Origin of the sequence: Herbaspirillum sp. Sphag64 (genome assembly GCF_014192645.1) — a bacterium.
In the GTDB taxonomy this organism is placed as follows: Bacteria; Pseudomonadota; Gammaproteobacteria; order Burkholderiales; family Burkholderiaceae_D; genus Herbaspirillum.
The window spans coordinates 41,819-59,375 of record NZ_JACHYE010000004.1 but is presented as its reverse complement, the minus strand read 5'-3'; the positions used below and the strand labels follow the sequence as shown (position 1 = coordinate 59,375).

General features: G+C 55.5%; 17 protein-coding genes. 14 read left to right on the top strand and 3 right to left on the bottom strand.

All coding sequences use genetic code 11. The annotated features are described in order from the left end of the window. The first annotated feature begins 28 nt into the window (after positions 1–28). From FHW66_RS08890 to FHW66_RS08870, 5 genes are all read left to right on the top strand, one after another. The gene (locus FHW66_RS08890) at positions 29–796 is read left to right on the top strand and encodes a GntR family transcriptional regulator (RefSeq protein ID WP_183379426.1); all 768 of its coding nucleotides are present in this window, start codon (positions 29–31) and stop codon (positions 794–796) included. Further along, entirely contained in the window at positions 796–1,578 is a 783-nt protein-coding gene (locus FHW66_RS08885; RefSeq protein ID WP_183379641.1) for a transporter substrate-binding domain-containing protein, read from the top strand. Before FHW66_RS08890 ends, FHW66_RS08885 begins: the two co-directional genes overlap by 1 nt. 63 nt (positions 1,579–1,641) lie before the next feature. After that, the gene (locus FHW66_RS08880) at positions 1,642–2,313 is read left to right on the top strand and encodes an amino acid ABC transporter permease (protein WP_183379425.1); all 672 of its coding nucleotides are present in this window, start codon (positions 1,642–1,644) and stop codon (positions 2,311–2,313) included. Then, positions 2,310–2,966 (top strand): amino acid ABC transporter permease, encoded by a 657-nt coding sequence (locus FHW66_RS08875; RefSeq protein ID WP_183379424.1) that lies wholly within the window; start codon positions 2,310–2,312, stop codon positions 2,964–2,966. Before FHW66_RS08880 ends, FHW66_RS08875 begins: the two co-directional genes overlap by 4 nt. Next, positions 2,947–3,675: an amino acid ABC transporter ATP-binding protein gene (locus FHW66_RS08870; RefSeq protein WP_183379423.1), complete on the top strand. Its 729-nt coding sequence runs from the start codon at positions 2,947–2,949 to the stop codon at positions 3,673–3,675. Before FHW66_RS08875 ends, FHW66_RS08870 begins: the two co-directional genes overlap by 20 nt. An 88-nt stretch (positions 3,676–3,763) precedes the next feature. Here FHW66_RS08870 and FHW66_RS08865 read toward each other — a convergent pair whose 3' ends face one another. After that, on the bottom strand, positions 3,764–4,336 hold the full coding sequence (locus FHW66_RS08865) for a hypothetical protein (protein ID WP_183379422.1): 573 nt from the start codon (positions 4,334–4,336) through the stop codon (positions 3,764–3,766). Positions 4,337–4,564: 228 nt separating this feature from the next. Here FHW66_RS08865 and FHW66_RS08860 point away from each other — a divergent pair, with 228 nt between their 5' ends. The 3 genes from FHW66_RS08860 (at position 4,565) to puuE (ending at position 7,805) form a co-directional block, all read left to right on the top strand. Further along, entirely contained in the window at positions 4,565–5,623 is a 1,059-nt protein-coding gene (locus FHW66_RS08860) for an adenosine deaminase (protein ID WP_183379421.1), read from the top strand. 492 nt (positions 5,624–6,115) lie between these two features. Then, the gene (locus tag FHW66_RS08855) at positions 6,116–6,826 is read left to right on the top strand and encodes a GntR family transcriptional regulator (RefSeq protein WP_183379420.1); all 711 of its coding nucleotides are present in this window, start codon (positions 6,116–6,118) and stop codon (positions 6,824–6,826) included. A gap of 43 nt (positions 6,827–6,869) precedes the next feature. Continuing rightward, on the top strand, positions 6,870–7,805 hold the full coding sequence (puuE, locus tag FHW66_RS08850; protein WP_183379419.1) for an allantoinase PuuE: 936 nt from the start codon (positions 6,870–6,872) through the stop codon (positions 7,803–7,805). An 89-nt stretch (positions 7,806–7,894) separates the two neighbouring features. On the opposite strand, the gene FHW66_RS08845 is transcribed toward puuE, so the two are convergent. Together FHW66_RS08845 and FHW66_RS08840 are read right to left on the bottom strand one after the other, a co-directional pair. Beyond that, complete coding sequence (locus FHW66_RS08845) at positions 7,895–9,100, bottom strand: urate hydroxylase PuuD (protein WP_183379418.1); 1,206 nt, start codon at positions 9,098–9,100, stop codon at positions 7,895–7,897. A gap of 390 nt (positions 9,101–9,490) precedes the next feature. Continuing rightward, positions 9,491–10,327, bottom strand: a complete 837-nt coding sequence (locus tag FHW66_RS08840) for an outer envelope protein (RefSeq protein WP_183379417.1) — start codon at positions 10,325–10,327, stop codon at positions 9,491–9,493. An 816-nt stretch (positions 10,328–11,143) separates the two neighbouring features. On the opposite strand from FHW66_RS08840, the gene FHW66_RS08835 reads away from it, so the two are divergent. From FHW66_RS08835 to FHW66_RS08810, 6 genes are all read left to right on the top strand, one after another. Then, on the top strand, positions 11,144–12,172 hold the full coding sequence (locus FHW66_RS08835; RefSeq protein WP_183379416.1) for an ABC transporter substrate-binding protein: 1,029 nt from the start codon (positions 11,144–11,146) through the stop codon (positions 12,170–12,172). Between the two features lie 41 nt (positions 12,173–12,213). After that, entirely contained in the window at positions 12,214–13,017 is an 804-nt protein-coding gene (locus FHW66_RS08830; protein WP_183379640.1) for an ABC transporter ATP-binding protein, read from the top strand. 37 nt (positions 13,018–13,054) lie between these two features. Then, positions 13,055–13,837: an ABC transporter permease gene (locus FHW66_RS08825; RefSeq protein ID WP_183379415.1), complete on the top strand. Its 783-nt coding sequence runs from the start codon at positions 13,055–13,057 to the stop codon at positions 13,835–13,837. A 148-nt stretch (positions 13,838–13,985) separates the two neighbouring features. Then, complete coding sequence (locus FHW66_RS08820) at positions 13,986–15,542, top strand: ABC transporter ATP-binding protein (protein WP_183379414.1); 1,557 nt, start codon at positions 13,986–13,988, stop codon at positions 15,540–15,542. Beyond that, positions 15,535–16,623 carry an ABC transporter permease gene (locus FHW66_RS08815; RefSeq protein ID WP_183379413.1) on the top strand — a complete coding sequence of 363 codons (1,089 nt, stop codon included), beginning with the start codon at positions 15,535–15,537 and terminating at the stop codon, positions 16,621–16,623. Before FHW66_RS08820 ends, FHW66_RS08815 begins: the two co-directional genes overlap by 8 nt. A 6-nt stretch (positions 16,624–16,629) precedes the next feature. Then, positions 16,630–17,550, top strand: a complete 921-nt coding sequence (locus tag FHW66_RS08810) for an ABC transporter permease (RefSeq protein WP_183379412.1) — start codon at positions 16,630–16,632, stop codon at positions 17,548–17,550. The last annotated feature ends 7 nt before the right edge of the window (positions 17,551–17,557 follow it).

Below are 17,557 nucleotides of genomic sequence, written 5' to 3'. Positions count from 1 at the left end.
CTGGCATACAACTTGCTGCACAGGAGGCATGAACACCGATGCCACCAAATCTTCGTTACAGATCGCCAATCGCATTCTGGAAGCGATTCTCGCCAAACAGCTGGCGCCCGGCACCCGCCTGGGCGAGCAACAGTTGTCGGATCTGTTTGGGGTAAGCCGCACGCTGGTGCGCGAAGCCCTGACCCGACTGGTGACACGTGGTGTGGTGACCGTCAGCGCCCGGCGCGGCTGGTTTGTAATCGAGCCCACACCGAGTGACGCACGTGAAGCATTCGAAGCGCGCCGCGTGATCGAGCTGGGCCTGCTGCGCCACGCCCGTCCGCTGACGCAACCAGCCATTGCGCAGTTGCGCGCGCACATCGCACGCGAACAGGCCGCTATCGAGGGCGATGATATTGGAGCACGCAGCTACCTGCTGGGCGATTTCCACGTCTGCCTGTGTGAATGTCTTGGCAACCGCCTGCTATCGGATACCTTGCGTGATCTGACCGCTCGTACCACGCTCACCGCCATGCTGCATCAGTCCTCAGAACAGGCCGAAGAATCCTGCAGTGAACATGTGCATATCGTCGCAGCGCTGGAGCGCGGCGATCTGGCAGCAGCCGAAACGCTGATGCACGCCCATCTGCAACACGTTGAAGCAGGTCTGAACAAGACCACATTGCATGATCCACTAGCACCACTACGCAATGCACTCGCGCCGGTCTCGGCAGTGAGCGTCAAGCCCATTTCCAAGCGCAGCAGAACCACTGCTGCGGCCACCATAACCCTTCCCATCCACCATGGAGAATCATGATGAAACATCCGAAACTCTTGCTCGGCCTGCTGGCAGCCGCCCTCTTCTGTAGCGCCACCGTTGCCCGCGCCGATGCGCTCGACGATATCCAGAAACACGGCGTGCTGCGCGTGGCCGTCCCTCAGGACTTCCCGCCGTTTGGTTCGGTCAATGCCGATCTCAAGCCGCTGGGGCTGGATATCGACGTCGCCACGCTGGTCGCCAAGAAGCTCGGCGTGAAAGTTGAACTGGTGCCCGTAACCAGTGCCAATCGCGTACCTTATCTGCAAACCAAGAAAGTCGATCTGGTTATTTCCAGCATGGGTAAAAATCCAGAGCGTGAAAAAGTGATCGACTTCAGCGCTGCCTATGCGCCCTTCTTCAATGGCGTATTTGGCCCCGCTGACCAGAAAATCGCTGGCCCCGCCGATCTGAACGGCAAGACCATTGGCGTGACTCGTGGCTCGGTAGAAGATCTGGAACTGTCCAAGATTGCCCCGGCCGGCACCACCATCAAGCGCTATGAAGATAACAACGGCACCATCAGCGCCTTCCTGTCGAACCAGGTACAACTGGTGGCAACCGGTAACGTGATTGCCGCCGCCATCATCGCCAAGAATCCACCGAAGAAGCCTGAAACCAAGTTCCTGATCAAGGATTCGCCTTGCTACATCGGCTTGAACAAGGATGAAAAGAAGCTCCTCGACAAGCTCAACGCGATCCTCGCCGAGATCAAGAAAGATGGCGAACTCAATGCACTGACCGAGAAGTGGCTGGGTCTGCCGCTGCCGGCCAATCTGTAAGCATTGACTGTGAACATTGCGTCTGTGCAGCGCCCTTCATCCCCTTCGCGAAAATGAACCGCCATGGCCTATCATTTTGATTTTCTGTCGACCTTCGACTACACCGATGTGCTGGTCAAGGGTGTACTGACTACCATCGAGCTCATTGCCGCGGGAGGCGTGATCGGCGTTGCCGTCGGCATCTTCGGTGCCTGGGCGCGCACCCAGGGACCGCGCTGGCTCAAGCCGCTGGTAAGCGCCTATGTCGAGTTGATCCGCAACACGCCGTTTCTGGTGCAGCTATTTTTCATCTTCTTTGGCCTGCCCAGCATCGGTGTGCAAATCACCGAGATGCAGGCGGCGATTCTGACCATGGTCATCAATCTTGGTGCCTACAGCACGGAAATCATCCGGGCTGGCGTCACTGCAATTGCCCCGGGGCAGATGGAGGCCGCGCTCAGCCTGTCGATGTCGCGTCGGCAGGCATTCCGGCACATTATCCTGCGTCCGGCACTGCAAAAAATCTGGCCGGCGTTGTCGAGCCAGATTGTGATTGTGATGCTGGGTTCGGCGGTCTGCTCGCAAATTGCCGTGGAAGAATTGTCGTTCGCTGCCAACTTCATTCAGGGACGCAACTTCCGCGCCTTTGAAGCCTATCTGGTGACCACCGCCATTTATTTGATCATGGCGATTCTGCTGCGCCAGTTATTGCGCCTGATTGGTTCACGCTTCATCTTTGTCCGGAGGCCAGCATGATTTCATTTTCACTCTGGGACATCATCCGCAACCTGCTGCTGGCAGGGCGTTGGACCGTGCTGCTGTCGCTGGCCACGTTTATATTGGGTAGTGCGGTCGGTATGCTGATCCTGTTTGCACGCATCTCTCATCGCCCCTTCCTGCGCCGCTCGGCACAAGCGTATATCGAGCTGTTTCAGGGAACGCCACTACTGATGCAGCTGTTCCTGATCTTCTTCGGACTAGCCTTGTTTGGACTGGAAGTCCCCGCCTGGCTGGCTGCCGGTATCGCACTGACGTTATGGAGTGCGTCCTTTCTGGCGGAGATCTGGCGTGGTTGTGTGGAGGCGATTCCACGCGGCCAGTGGGAAGCTTCATCGGTACTGGCGATGGGCCATTTTCAGCAAATGCGTCACATCATTTTGCCCCAGGCTCTGCGCATTGCGATTGCACCGACCGTTGGCTTTGGTGTGCAAATCATCAAGGGGACTGCGGTAACGTCGATCATCGGCTTCGTCGAGCTGTCCAAAGCCGGGACCGTCATCACCAACGCCACTTTCATGCCCTTCACGGTATTCGCTGCGGTCGGATGTTTTTATTTTGTGCTGTGCTGGCCACTGTCCAAATACAGTCAATTCTTGGAAAGGAAATTCAATGCCGCTCATCGCCATTGAGGATGTCAAAAAAAGCTACGGCGACAATCAGGTGCTCAAGGGTATCCGGCTGTCGGTAGAGGCCGGCGAAGTGATCGCCATCATCGGCAAGAGCGGCTCCGGCAAGAGTACGCTACTGCGCTGCATCAACGGGCTGGAAAGTATCGATGAAGGAGCGATCAGCGTTGCTGGTGCCTACCTTGGCAAAAGTGAGCTGGAGCTCAAGACCTTGCGCCTGAAAGTGGGCATGATCTTCCAGCAATTCAATCTGTTCCCGCACCTCAGCGTGGGCCGCAATGTGATGATTTCACCGATGATCGTCAAGGGCATGCCGGAAGCGCAAGCACGTGAGCTGGCACGCAAGAATCTGGAGCGTGTCGGACTCGGGCAGAAATTCGACAGCTTCCCGGATCAACTGTCCGGTGGTCAGCAGCAGCGGGTTGCCATTGCCCGCGCCCTGAGCATGCAACCACAGGCACTTCTGTGTGATGAAATCACCTCTGCACTCGATCCGGAACTGGTCAATGAAGTCTTGGCTGTGGTGCGTTCACTGGCCGACGATGGCATGACCTTGCTGATGGTGACGCATGAAATGCGCTTTGCCCGCGAAGTCTGTGATCGCGTGGTCTTCATGCATCAGGGTAAGGTCCATGAGATCGGTCCGCCGGAAGAGATTTTTGCCAATCCCAAGACGCCGGAATTACAGCAATTTTTGGGTATGACACAGTAACCCGCACCGTTTCTATGCAAAAAAAGCCTGACAGCAGATCTGTCAGGCTTTTTCATCAGGATTTTTACGATGGTTCTTGGATTGGGCGTTAGCGCGAAATATCGCACACATTCTGCCCATTCTCAACAAAACGTATCGGCCCTGTGGTGTAACTTTCCTTCGGAATCTCGACCAGCAGAAAATCTTTGACGTCGTAGGTTGCGCCAGATGCGGGAGAAGCAAAACGGTAGCGTAGTGTCAGCACGCCATTCTTCATGATGACCGACTCGGGCGTAAATACCTGACCACGTTCAATGCTGTCGGGCGCTTGAATGACGCGCGTCGCCAACAGCAACTGACGCGTCTCAAAATATTCCGCCTTGGGTGCCAACGCATCCTGGCTGCGCAGTGGCAGCTTGCGTTTGGCACTATTCAAAGCCTGCGTAGGCTGGAACCAGTATTCCCACTCGCTCTGGGAGCGAATCAACGTACACAGGACTGGCTGCTGCTTGTTATCCCAGTTTTTCACGGTCCCGCTGTAGGCCCCGCTGGAAATTGTCTGGAAAGGGATTACACCGGGATCTTCCTTTTTCTCTCCAGAGAACATGGAACACCCCGACACCAGCGCCGCCCCCGCGATCAGCGCGCCGCTAGTCAGTGTGGTTTTGATAGTCTTGTTCATGCAGCCCCCATTTTTCGGTCATATTAAAACATGCAATGATGCTGATGCGACAAGTTTGCTTGAAAAAGTTTTATTTTTTACTCTCCAAAACCCGTCAATTAACGAACATTGACATCAATTAATTCGAAAAAATTCTCGTCATATTAAGTTTTTTTGTCAGCGATGTTTTCAGAGAATTCCACCATTTCTGCGAAAATAGTCGTGAAAATTTACTTAAAAGGCATCCCCATGACATCCCCTTCCCCCAGTACCTTGCCCTTGACTCCCGCTATGCGTAGTTTTGTCGAAGCCATGCCCAAAACGGAATTGCATCTGCATATCGAAGGTACGCTGGAGCCTGAGCTGCTGTTTGCTCTGGCGCAGCGCAACAATGTCAGACTGCCCTATGCTTCCGTGGAAGCGCTGCGTGCTGCCTATGCCTTTACTGATTTGCAGTCGTTTCTCGATCTCTATTACGCCGGCGCCAATGTCCTGCGTACTGAGCAGGACTTCTACGACATGACGGCGGCCTATATCGCACAGGCGCGCGCTGACAATGTGCGCCATGCAGAGATTTTCTTTGATCCACAGACGCATACCGAACGCGGCATCGATATCGCCGTGGTATTTGCCGGTATTGCACGTGCGCTGCGTGATGCTCGGTCCGAACATGGTTTTTCCAGCAGCATGATCATGTCCTTCCTGCGCCATCTGTCAGAAGAAGACGCCTTTGCCACCTTGGACGCGGCGCTGCCCTTGCGCAAGCAATATGCGGATTTGTGGAATGGCATTGGCCTGGATTCCTCTGAACGTGGCAATCCACCCGAGAAATTTGCCCGCGTGTTTGCCCGCTGTAAGGAACTTGGATTCCATCTGGTGGCACATGCCGGCGAAGAAGGTCCACCGGCCTATGTCACCGCAGCGCTCGACATCCTGCAGGTTGAGCGGATTGATCATGGTGTGCGCAGCGAAGAAGATCCGGCCTTGATGGCACGTCTGGCGCAAGAGCGCATGCCGTTGACGGTCTGCCCTCTGTCCAATCTGAAACTGTGCGTGGTCAAAGAGATGCGCGAACATAATCTGGCGCGACTGTTGCGCGCCGGACTGGCGGTGACGGTCAACTCGGACGATCCGGCCTATTTTGGTGGCTACATGAATGCCAACTATCTGGCCGTCGCCGAGGCACTGTCACTGAGCAAGCAGGAGTTGCTGCAACTGGCCGCCAACGGTATTGCGGCGAGCTTCCTCGACAAGGCCGAGAAGGCTCGCCTGCAGGCTGAGCTGGACAGCTTCGCAGCGACACACTGAAATACGAATTGATGCATGCATTCATGGCGCAACCAAAGGGTTCGCCATGACGGCACTGCCCCCAGACCTCCTCCTTGGCGTAAATTGCGCGGCAAAATCAAGCGACGCGCAACGCGCTTATTATTCTCAAGATTTGTGCGACAGTCCTTGTTGTACAGCCTCGGCATCCCAGATAGCGACAAATTGATTGTCAACAATCCCGTGAGACAGTACATGGCACACTGATTGCTGATACAGAATGGATAGCAGCCGGCTAGCCACGAAGGGCCTTGTGTAAATGGGGTAATTGCTGCGACATTCTGAAATTGCCACGTAGGGCGATCAGGTTTGGTGCACGAACTCACCAAATTGTTGCAAATCAACTTCACCATTGTTGACAATACTGAGCGATTGGTTTGCTACTGCGGGGTCCGATATCGGTACTACTATGCATATCCGGTGCTGGAAAAATGCGTCTCTTTGCCACCGACTGCCTTGACTCACTTACGCGCCATGACCAAAGCAACCAAGACCAAACAAACACTACCAGCGCCAATGACCACAGTGCTGGAAGAACGCATTTATCAGGATATCTATGACGCCATCATGGAACACCGCTTACCACCGCGTACCAAGCTGACAGAACAGGTGTTGTGCCAGATCTATGACACGGCCCGTCACACCGTGCGTAAAGTATTGGCGCGCTTGTCCAGCGAGGGCCTGGTCGATCTGGAAGCCAATCGCGGCGCCTTCATCGCCAGTCCCTCCCATGCGGAAGTACGGGATATGTTTGAGCTGCGCAATATCATTGAATATGCAGTATTGGACAAGGTGGGACGGCAAGCCAGTACGCGTCAGATCGCGGGATTGCGCAAGATGGTCGAGGAAGAGCGCCAGTCTTATCTGAGCGGCGACCGACCGCGCTGGATACGGCTGTCTGCGCAATTTCACATGGCGCTGGCTGAGCTGACCGGCAATGACCTGCTGGTCGACACCTTGCGCAAGCTGGTATCACGCACCACCCTGATGATCGCCAAGACCGAAGCGCCGGGTCACAATGCCTGTTCCTTCGACGAACACGATACGGTGCTGGCGGCGCTAGAGAGTGGTGACGTCGCGCAGGCGCAGGCGCACATGGCGCAGCATTTGCACCTCTGTGAAGATCGGGTATTGCCAGATACCACTGAACAATTTGATTTACGGTCGGTACTAGGAAAATCATAAGAAAATCCTGTCACCGTTTTGACTCATTTACTCTGATAAAAACATGCAAGCAAGCAACCATTATCCCCGCGACCTGATCGGCTATGGCCGTCAGGTTCCACATGCAAACTGGCCAGGCCAGGCCAAAATTGCCGTGCAATTCGTCCTCAACTATGAAGAAGGTGGCGAAAACTCGGTGCTGCATGGCGATCCGGCATCGGAACAGTTTCTCTCGGAAATTATCGGTGCGGCAGCCTATCCGGCGCGCCATCTCTCGATGGAATCGATCTACGAGTATGGATCACGCGTCGGCGTCTGGCGCATCCTGCGTGAATTTGAAAAACGTCAGTTGCCACTGACCGTGTTTGGCGTAGCCATGGCATTGCAACGGCATCCAGAGTTGACTCAGGCGTTTGTCGAACTGGGACATGAAATCGCCTGCCATGGCTTGCGCTGGATTCACTATCAGAACATCGATATCGACACCGAACGCGCACATCTGCGTGCCGCAGTCGAGATCTTCCGCGAACTGACTGGCAGCGCTCCGCAAGGCTGGTACACCGGTCGGGACTCACCCAATACCCGACAACTGGTGGTCGAGCATGGCGGCTTTGCCTATGACTCGGATTACTACGGCGATGACTTGCCGTTCTGGACCAATGTCGCGCTCGCCGATGGCAGCCAGCAACCGCATCTGATCGTACCCTATACGCTCGATAGCAACGACATGCGCTTTGCCACGCCACAGGGCTTCAATACGGCCGATCACTTCTTCCAGTACCTCAAGGACAGCTTTGACGTACTCTATCAGGAAGGAGAGGAAGCGCCCAAGATGCTCTCGGTTGGTATGCATTGCCGTTTGCTCGGACGACCGGGTCGCTTTGTGGCACTGCAACGCTTCCTCGACTATATCCAGTCCCATGAGCGCGTCTGGATCTGCCGCCGGCTCGACATCGCCGAACACTGGCAACGTGAGCATCCCTATCCGCCAGCCGCTTGACTGACGCAAAAATCACCGAGACATTGATACGCAAAACAAAAGGGCTGAACACCATGTTCAGCCCTTTGACTTTCTTGCGTCAACGCAGATTACTCTGACTTGGCACCCTGCTCGAACCACTTACCGATCAACGCCCGTTCCTCATCAGTAATATTGGTCATGTTCCCCAGCGGCATGGCCTTTTGTACCACCACCTGCTGATAGATATCCTGCGCGTGTTGCAAAATGCCATCCTGATTGTCCAGGATGATGCCCTTGCCGGGAACCGGCATCAGTGTCGGCTTGGCCGCATGGCATTGAATGCAGCGCGTCTGGATAACTTGCTGGACTTGGGCAAATGACACTGACGCATTTGGGTTACCTGCCGCCGGCTCCAGTACCGACTTTGGCACGATCCAGGCGGCTACGGCGGCCAGAATCACGATCGCCGCGACCGGGTATTGCCATTTGACGATGTCCTTGTGACGCAACACGAAGAATTGCCGGATCAGTACCCCGGCCAGCATGATCAGCAGTAGCACAAGCCAGTTGCTGGGCGCACTGTAGGTCATGCTGTAATGGTTGGACAGCATCGCAAAGATTACCGGTAGCGTGAAATAGGTGTTGTGCACGCTGCGTTGCTTGCCGCGCTTGCCATGAATCGGGTCCGGACTCTGTCCGGCACGCATGGCAGCGACCATCTTGCGTTGCCCGGGAATGATCCAGAACAGCACATTGGCACTCATCACGGTCGCCAGCGAAGCACCGGTCATCAAAAATGCTGCCCGTCCGGAAAAGACATGGCAGGCTACCCAGACCGCGACAACCACATACAGCGTCACCAGGAGGCCGACGATACGATCGCCATTCTTCCTGTCACCGAACACCCGACAGATCAGGTCATACATCAGCCAGCCAGCAACAAGATAGGCCAGCGCGGCAAACACGGCTGTGCTGGCCGTCATCTCCAGCACATGCCGGTCGACCAGAAAGGTACCGGCATTGAACAGATACAGGACAGAGAACAGGGCAAAGCCAGAGAGCCAGGTACTGTAAGACTCCCAGAAGAACCAGTGCAAATGTTTGGGCAACTTTTGCGGCGCCAGCAAATATTTCTGCGGGTTATAGAATCCTCCGCCGTGTACTGCCCACAACTCGCCGCCAACCCCCTTTTCCAGCAGCTCAGGATCTTCTGGCCGGGTCAGACTGTTATCGAGCCAGACGAAATAAAACGACGAACCAATCCACGCAATCGCGGTAATGACATGCAGCCAGCGCAGCAGTAAATTGAGCCATTCAAAAAGATATGCTTCCATGAAGTTCGCCTATGTAATCGTACATCGCCTGTCAACGCTGTGAATCATTAGCGTTGTCGCAATCGTCTGAAACATTCTATTGTCGACAATATTAATAACACTCCCCGAGGAAGTCTCAACTTCCCTGGCTTCCCCAAAAGCCTTGCCAAATCGCTTATTCAACTGGAATAACAGAAACCCTTTTTAGGGCAAAGGGTCAAACTTAGTGCAGTAAAAGCACCGAATAATCCACTTTTTTAAAATTTTGTCGACAAAAATAACGCACGTCTACCTCCATCCGAAAAAAAGCCGGGCCCGCAGACCCGGCACATCCATCGCAGACCAACAGAAATAGTCATGACTGCGGGTGCTTCGTCAAGATTAAGCTTCCCGCGTCATCAGGATTGCAACTTAGAAATGATACTCGGCACGGACCATTGGTGTCTTGGCGAAAGAGCCCGGGACAGTGTCAGGGTTACCGAACTTGTTACGCCAGTATTGATATTCCAGACCGACACGGAAAGTATTTTTGCCCATGCCGATGCGGGAGCCCAGGTCGTACATGATCTGGCCGTCGAAGTTCAGCTCAGGCGACGTTGGGTCACCAAATTCATCCGTACCCTTGGCGGCGATATAGTCGCAGTAGCCTTCAAACGAAAAGCCGCTGTCACCAATCGGGATACCCCAGGCGAGATCCAGCATCGGGTGCGTCCTGTATTCATAGCGAGCAATACGAACGTTGCTGCTATTGACCGGCTGATTGCTTTCCCACAGGGCCAGTACACTGATATTCAAGAAGCCAGGCACATCCATCATCACAGTCGGACCAGCGACATACATACGCTTGCGTGAGCTGTAGCCTGGGTCATTCTTGGTATTCCAGTCAAATCCGACCGTTGCACCGAAACTGCGTGCCGGGCCCCATGCCAGATCCTTGCCGCCGACCTTGCTGAAGTCAATGGTATTACGGTAGACCACGTAAGCTTCCTGCGAATCATTGTCCTTGGCATTGGACATCAGCATGTCGATGCTGAAGAAGTTGGTACCGTACTTGTAGCCACCGCTATGGGTGAAGTTATAGATGGTCTTGGCAATGCCGTCACCAACATACGGCTCGGCAAACTGCGTACCGTAACGCACGCTCAGCGAGTTATCAGACCATTCCTCTGCATGTGCCACCGAACCGGCACAAGCTGCAGCCAGCAAGGCAGCTGTCGTCAGAATTTTCCCCATTGCACTCTTTTTCATACTTCTCTCCCTTTTTTAGATGTCATCAAAATAATTCAGACCCAGACCCCTACAACCCTCAAAACTGTTTCGGCAAACATGCACGCCAGAGTCCATCGCAACACGCGCCGAACCCTGTTGAATTTGTCAGCCAATGTCAAATAACATCAGGTCATGTCCACAACGCATGCGCCAGACGTCACCGCCGGGATCACTAATGCAAACCCCATGCCAGGAAAACACCTGCTCGCAAAAAAAGTGTCGACAAAGCTTTCAAAAATGATCGTCAGGCGACCTGCATCATGTGACAGACCACTCCAGACGTCGCACCGACGGGGCAAGCCATAACACGCCCGCAAGCGAACACGCCACCTTGGATAAAGTGGACGCAACTTACCTCATGCAAGGAGCTATCAAAATGATTGTCGACAATACCTAAAAAGGTGTCGAACAGCCTGCTTCCGCCTCATGCCTGTCTCCAAGGTATTTTTTGCACCACGCGTTATCTCGTCTTTTGGTGCGTTTTGTCTATTAAGGTGCAACGTAGCACAAGATTGTCGCAAATTATTATTATGATTGTTGACAATGCTATTCGCAAAATCATATATCTCTTGAGAAGAATGCCAGTCCGCAGGTTGCAACAACCGTAACAGCACAGGCGAGGATCAGGTTTTAACGGCTGGCATAGTAAATGCTTTTGGCTGTGGGAGATTTCAAACAATTGATGGCACAAGCAAGCACAACGCAGGCAATTTGCAACACTGCCCAGCCCTGCAACGACTTGCCAGCGCAATGCGCCATCACGCTTGGTCATTCAATTCAAAGGGAGAACATCACATGCCTAGCAATCGCTTCATCAAGTACACCGCTGCCTTGCTGCTCGGTGCAGCCTGTTCCAGCGCCATGGCGCAGACCAAAATCAAGTTCCAGCTCGACTGGCGCTTTGAGGGGCCTGCGGCATTGTTTCTGGTAGCAAAATCCAAAGGTTATTTTGATCAGGAAAAACTGGATGTAACGATTGACGCCGGCAACGGTTCTGGCAATGCGGTCAACCGGGTTGCCTCTGGCACCTATGACATGGGCTTCGCTGACATGGCCGCGCTGATGGAATTCACTGCCAACAATCCGAATACCCCGGGCAAGCCGATGGCTGTCATGATGGTCTATAACGACACACCTGCCGCCATCTTCTCGCTCAAGAAAACCGGTATCAAGACACCTGCGGATCTGATCGGCAAGAAACTCGGCTCACCAGTGTTCGACGCCGGACGCCGTGCATTTCCGATCTTTGCCAAGGCCAACGGCCTGGATGCCTCCAAAGCAAACTGGATCAGCATGGACCCACCGCTGCGCGAAACCATGCTCGCACGCGGTGATGTGGATGCGATTACCGGTTTCTACTTCACCTCGCTGCTCAATCTGTATGCACGCGGCTACAAGGACCAGGATCTCAACGTGATGATGTATCCGGACTATGGTGTCAAGCTTTACGGCAATACCATCATTGCCAATGAAAGCCTGATGAAAACCAATCCGCAGGCGATCAAGGGCTTCCTGCGCGCATTTGCCAAGGCGACTCGCGATGTATTGGCTAATCCGGAAGCGGCAATCAAGGTCCTCAAGGAAAAAGATGGTCTGATTGACGAAAAACTGGAACTGCGTCGCCTCAAGCTGGCGATCTCCAGCGCGATTGCCACGCCGCATGCCAAGGCGGAAGGCTATGGTCAGGTTTCCCTGCCACGCCTGACGCTGATGGCCTCACAAGTGTCGGATACCTATGCGACCAAGACCCGTGTCGATCCATCCAAGATCTGGACTGCAGCGTTCCTGCCCTCCAAAGAAGAACTGAACGTGCTGGGGAAATAAGCGTGCAGACTCTTACTTCCACAGCCAGCGCTACGTCGACAATCGCCAGCGAGCCCAATACGGAGGATAGTTTCGTCGACTTCCAGCGGGTATTTCTCTCCTATGACGATAGCGATGCGTTTGCCGTGGAAGATATTTCACTGCAGACCCGACATGGCGAATTCATCGCCATCGTCGGCCCTTCAGGTTGCGGAAAATCAACCTTCATGAAGCTGGCAACCGGCCTTAAGAAACCAACCCGGGGCAGTATCGCCATCGACGGCAAGCCAGTCACCGGCCCATTGAAAATTGTCGGTATGGCGTTTCAGGCGCCGACACTGCTGCCGTGGCGGACCACGCTGGACAATGTCTTGCTGCCTCTGGAAATTGTTGAGCCTTACCGGCATGACTTCCGCAAGAACCGCGAGCAATATGTGGAACGTGCGATGCAATTGCTACGCACGGTCGGCCTGGAAGCGTATGCCGACAAGTTTCCATGGCAACTGTCGGGTGGCATGCAGCAACGGGCCTCGATCTGTCGTGCGCTGATCCATGAGCCTAAAATGTTGTTGCTCGATGAGCCCTTTGGCGCGCTCGATGCCTTCACCCGTGAAGAACTCTGGTGCGTGTTGCGCGACCTGTGGACGCAACGTCAGTTCAACGTGATTCTGGTCACCCACGATCTGCGCGAAGCCGCCTTCCTGGCCGACACCATTTACGTCATGAGCAAGCATCCGGGCCGCATCGTGGCACGCAAGGTCAACCCTTTGCCACGTCCGCGCGAACTGGAGGTGACCTATACCGATCCGTTCAACGCGCTGGTGCACGAGCTGCGCGAACACATCGGCCGTGTGCGCAATACCTGAGCCTGCCTGCGCCGAGACGACTAGCTAACGAGACCTCATGAAAAAATCACCTTCCCTCAATCACGCCGCCAAAACTCTGGCACCCTGGTTGCTGCTATTGGCCATTCTGGTCCTCTGGCAAATCATCTGTAGCGCGCTGGAAGTCTCTGAATTCATCTTCCCCAGTCCGCTGGCGATCATTGACGCGCTGATCGAATTTTCCGGACCGATTGCCCACCATGCGCTCAGTACCTTCTGGGTCACGATGGCGGGCTTTGCCATTGCCGTCGTGGTCGGTGTTTCGCTAGGATTCCTGATCGGTTCGTCGCCACTGCTGTATGCCGCCGTCTATCCATTGATGACCGCCTTCAACGCACTCCCCAAGGCCGCTTTTGTGCCAGTGCTGGTGGTCTGGTTCGGCATTGGTGCCGGACCAGCGATTCTGACCGCCTTTCTGATTTCGTTTTTTCCGATCATGGTCAACATCGCCACCGGCCTGGCCACGCTGGAACCGGAACTGGAGGATGTATTGCGGGTGCTGGGTGCCAAGCGTTCGGACATCCTGCTCAAGGTTGGTCTGCCACGCTCGATGCCCTATTTCTTTGCCTCGCTCAAGGTCGCCATTACCCTGGCATTTGTCGGCTCCACTGTCTCGGAAATGAATGCCTCCAATGAAGGTATCGGCTATCTGCTGGTCTCGGCCGGTTCCTCGATGAAGATGCCGTTGGCCTTCGCCGGGCTGGTCGTCATTGGCGCCATGGCGATGGTGATGTACGAACTGTTCGCCATCATCGAAAAACGCACGACGGGCTGGGCTCACCGTGGCAAGAACGGAAACTAGCCACTGTCATGCATTGGCTTGATCCCTATTTTGCAATTTTCTGCATGAACGGCAATTCGTCTATGGTAAATTCCGCACAACATTTACATAACAAGAAGGCTCTGCAGCCCCTGCTGGTGCTGCGCAGGACTTCCGCGAAAGGAACCCAGTGACCGCTACGCCTGCCCGTCTCGACATAGCGCACATACGCAAGGCCTACCCGGGCGTATTGGCCAATGACGATATCAATCTCCGTGTTGCCCCAGGGGAAATTCATGCGGTACTTGGTGAAAACGGTGCCGGTAAATCGACGCTGATGAAAATCATCTTCGGTACCGTCAAACCCGATGCCGGTGAAATTCGCTGGAATGGCGACATTGTCCATATCGCCAATCCGCAGATTGCGCGCAAGCTGGGGATCGCCATGGTGTTCCAGCATTTCTCGCTGTTCGATACGCTGACCGTGGCAGAAAACATTGCCCTCGGCCTCGATGCAAATACCGATCTGCAGGAGTTGACCGCGCGTATTCGCGACACCGGTGCGCGCTATGGCCTGGAGCTGGAACCAAACCGCCATGTGCATACCTTGTCGGTCGGTGAGCGTCAACGCGTCGAAATCGTCCGTGCGTTGCTGACCAATCCGCAATTGCTGATTCTGGATGAACCAACGTCGGTACTGACACCGCAGGCGGTGGAAAAACTGTTCGTGACCCTGCGCAAGCTGGCGGCCGAAGGTTGCAGCATTCTTTACATCAGTCACAAGCTCGACGAAATCCGTGCGCTATGCCACAGCGCGACCGTCATGCGCGGTGGCCGTGTCACCGGCACCTGCGACCCGCGCAACGAAACTAGCGCCAGCCTGTCGCGGATGATGATCGGCGACGAACTGGTCCGTCTGCGTCGCGAGCGTAACGGCGATGTCGGACGTAACGAGCGCAAGTTGTTCATCAACCGTTTGTGCCTGCCGAAGGCGCATCTGTTCGCGACCGAGCTGAAGGATATTGAATGCGAAGTCCGCGCCGGTGAAATCGTCGGCATTGCCGGTGTGTCTGGCAATGGTCAGCAAGAGTTGCTGGCAGCCTTGTCCGGTGAAGACCAGCGCGCCGCGCCCAACATGATTTTGCTGGGTGGCAGTGCAGTCGGCCATCTGGCGCCCAATCCGCGCCGCGCACGCGGTCTGGGCCTGGTGCCGGAGGAGCGTCTGGGACGGGGTGCCGTCCCCAGTCTGAGCCTGGCGGACAATATGCTGCTGTCACATCAAAAGACGCCTTACGTCAAACGCGGCATGATCGATTTTGCCTACACCCGGCGTATCGCCAGCAGCATCATTGAGCGCTTCAAGGTCAAGGCCAGTGGCCCGAATGCGTTGGCCAAGAGCCTCTCTGGCGGCAATCTGCAGAAATTCATCGTGGGCCGCGAGATGGAGCGCAAGCCAAGTGTCTTTATCGTGGCGCAACCAACCTGGGGGGTGGACGTTGGTGCTGCCGCTCAGATTCATGCCGAAATTCTGGCGCTCAAACAAGAAGGTTGTGCTGTGCTGGTGATCTCCGAAGAACTCGACGAACTGTTTGCCCTCTGTGATCGCCTGCATGTGATCGCCAAAGGACAACTGTCTCCCTCCATCCCGATCGAGCAAGCTACCCGTGAGCAGGTCGGACTGTGGATGAGCGGCCTCTGGCACGACACCCCAGCCGCTGATCAGGCAACGGAGGTCAGCCATGCTTAAGGCATTCCCGTTGAAACTCGAATTGCGCGGCAATCCTTCGCGCGCCATGACTTACTGGTCACCGGTGATTGCCATCGTCCTGACGATGCTGTTCGGCTCGCTGCTGTTTCTGCTGCTGGGCAAGGACCCGGTCGCTGGACTGAAGGTGTTCCTGATCGATCCGTTCAGCGGCAAGCGTGCACTCAGCGAGCTTCTGCTTAAATCGGTGCCACTGATCTTGTGTGCGCTGGGCTTGACCGTCTGCTTCCGCGCCAGCATCTGGAATATTGGCGCTGAGGGTCAGTTTACGGTCGGCGCACTGTGTGCCGGTGCTATGCTGGTCTGGCTGGATGTGCCCAATCATGGCATCTCGGGCGGATTCGGCCTGCTGCTGATGATTCTGGCCGGCATCCTTGGTGGTGCGCTGTGGGCCAGTATCACTGCGGTGCTGCGGGATCGCTTTAACGCCAATGAAATTCTGGTCTCGTTGATGCTCACCTATGTCGCCCAGCTGCTGCTGATGTATGCCGTCAATGGCCCGCTGAAAGATCCGAATGGCATGAACTTTCCGCAATCCAAAGTATTCTCGGATGAATTCATGTTGCCAATGCTGATCCATGGCACGCGCCTGCATATCGGCTTTGTGGTGACCATCATCGCGGCATTGTTGATGACCGTGTTCATGACGCGCAGCCTGCGTGGTTTCTCACTGACCGTGGGTGGTATTGCACCGCATGCGGCACGCTATGCCGGCTTCTCCAGTCGCAATGCATTGTGGACCTGCCTGCTGATTTCAGGTGGCTTCGCCGGGCTGGCCGGCGCGTTTGAAATCGCTGGCCCCATCGGTCAGCTGCTGCCGTCGGTGTCTCCTGGTTACGGCTTTGCTGCGATCATCGTGGCGTTTATCGGCCGTCTGCATCCGATCGGTGCCATTTTTGGTGGGCTGGTCATGTCGCTGCTATATCTGGGTGGTGAACTGGCGCAATCGCGTCTGGGATTGCCGTCGGCTATTACTGGCGTGTTCCAGGGCATGCTGCTGTTTCTGCTGCTAGCCTGCGACACCCTGATCGACTATCGCCTGCGCTGGCAACGTCAAGGATAAGACACCATGGATCAACTTGCTCCTCTCATCGCCGCTTCCATCAATGCCGGCACACCACTGCTTCTGGCAGCGATCGGTCTGCTGATCAACGAACGCGCCGGGGTACTCAATCTGGGTGCCGAAGGCATGATGCTGGTCTCGGCAATTGCCGGTTTCGCCGTCGGTTATGCAACTAAAAGTCCGCTGCTGGGATTTATCGCTGGTGCCGCATGCGGCATGCTGCTGGCAAGCTTGTTTGCCTGGCTGGCGCTACTGCTGGCGACCAATCAGGTAGCGACCGGTCTGGCGCTGTCGATTTTCGGCAGCGGCTTGTCGGCCTTTCTCGGCCAACACTTTGTCGGTCTAGCCCTGCCCGCACAAAGCACCGGCATTCCCTTGCTGCGTGACCTGCCATTCGTCGGTGCAGCATTGTTCAGCCAGCACTGGATGAGCTATCTGGCGCTGCTGCTGTGTGGCGCGATTGCCTGGTTCCTGTATCGCACACGCGCCGGACTGGTTCTGCGCGCGGTCGGTGAGTCGCCGGAATCTGCCCATGCACTGGGCTATTCGGTACGCGGCATCCGCTTCATGGCCTTGCTGTTTGGTGGTGCCTGCTGCGGTCTGGCGGGTGCTTATCTGTCGCTGGTCTATACCCCGATGTGGGTCGAAGGACTGGTCGCTGGTCGTGGCTGGATTGCACTGGCACTGACCGCATTTGCGACCTGGCGTCCGGCACGGGTCTTGCTCGGTGCATTGCTGTTCGGCGGCGTGACGATTCTGCAGTTCTATCTGCAAGGCATGGGCGTGACCATCCCCTCCCAGATCCTGTCGATGTTGCCGTATCTGGCGACCATCGTAGTGCTGGCACTGATCTCGCGTAATCCCGACTGGATCAGGCTGAATATGCCCGCGTCACTGGGCAAGCCGTTCCGCCCGGGAGCCTCCTGAATTTTTT

Coding starts and splice junctions, on each gene's coding strand:
- FHW66_RS08825 (WP_183379415.1), top strand. CDS start 13,055: ATGAAAAAATCACCTTCCCTCAATCACGCCGCCAAAACTCTGGCACCC.
- FHW66_RS08860 (WP_183379421.1), top strand. CDS start 4,565: ATGACATCCCCTTCCCCCAGTACCTTGCCCTTGACTCCCGCTATGCGT.
- FHW66_RS08845 (WP_183379418.1), bottom strand. CDS start 9,100: ATGGAAGCATATCTTTTTGAATGGCTCAATTTACTGCTGCGCTGGCTG.
- FHW66_RS08880 (WP_183379425.1), top strand. CDS start 1,642: ATGGCCTATCATTTTGATTTTCTGTCGACCTTCGACTACACCGATGTG.
- FHW66_RS08835 (WP_183379416.1), top strand. CDS start 11,144: ATGCCTAGCAATCGCTTCATCAAGTACACCGCTGCCTTGCTGCTCGGT.
- FHW66_RS08875 (WP_183379424.1), top strand. CDS start 2,310: ATGATTTCATTTTCACTCTGGGACATCATCCGCAACCTGCTGCTGGCA.
- puuE (WP_183379419.1), top strand. CDS start 6,870: ATGCAAGCAAGCAACCATTATCCCCGCGACCTGATCGGCTATGGCCGT.
- FHW66_RS08870 (WP_183379423.1), top strand. CDS start 2,947: ATGCCGCTCATCGCCATTGAGGATGTCAAAAAAAGCTACGGCGACAAT.
- FHW66_RS08885 (WP_183379641.1), top strand. CDS start 796: ATGAAACATCCGAAACTCTTGCTCGGCCTGCTGGCAGCCGCCCTCTTC.
- FHW66_RS08840 (WP_183379417.1), bottom strand. CDS start 10,327: ATGAAAAAGAGTGCAATGGGGAAAATTCTGACGACAGCTGCCTTGCTG.
- FHW66_RS08810 (WP_183379412.1), top strand. CDS start 16,630: ATGGATCAACTTGCTCCTCTCATCGCCGCTTCCATCAATGCCGGCACA.
- FHW66_RS08865 (WP_183379422.1), bottom strand. CDS start 4,336: ATGAACAAGACTATCAAAACCACACTGACTAGCGGCGCGCTGATCGCG.
- FHW66_RS08890 (WP_183379426.1), top strand. CDS start 29: ATGAACACCGATGCCACCAAATCTTCGTTACAGATCGCCAATCGCATT.
- FHW66_RS08855 (WP_183379420.1), top strand. CDS start 6,116: ATGACCAAAGCAACCAAGACCAAACAAACACTACCAGCGCCAATGACC.
- FHW66_RS08815 (WP_183379413.1), top strand. CDS start 15,535: ATGCTTAAGGCATTCCCGTTGAAACTCGAATTGCGCGGCAATCCTTCG.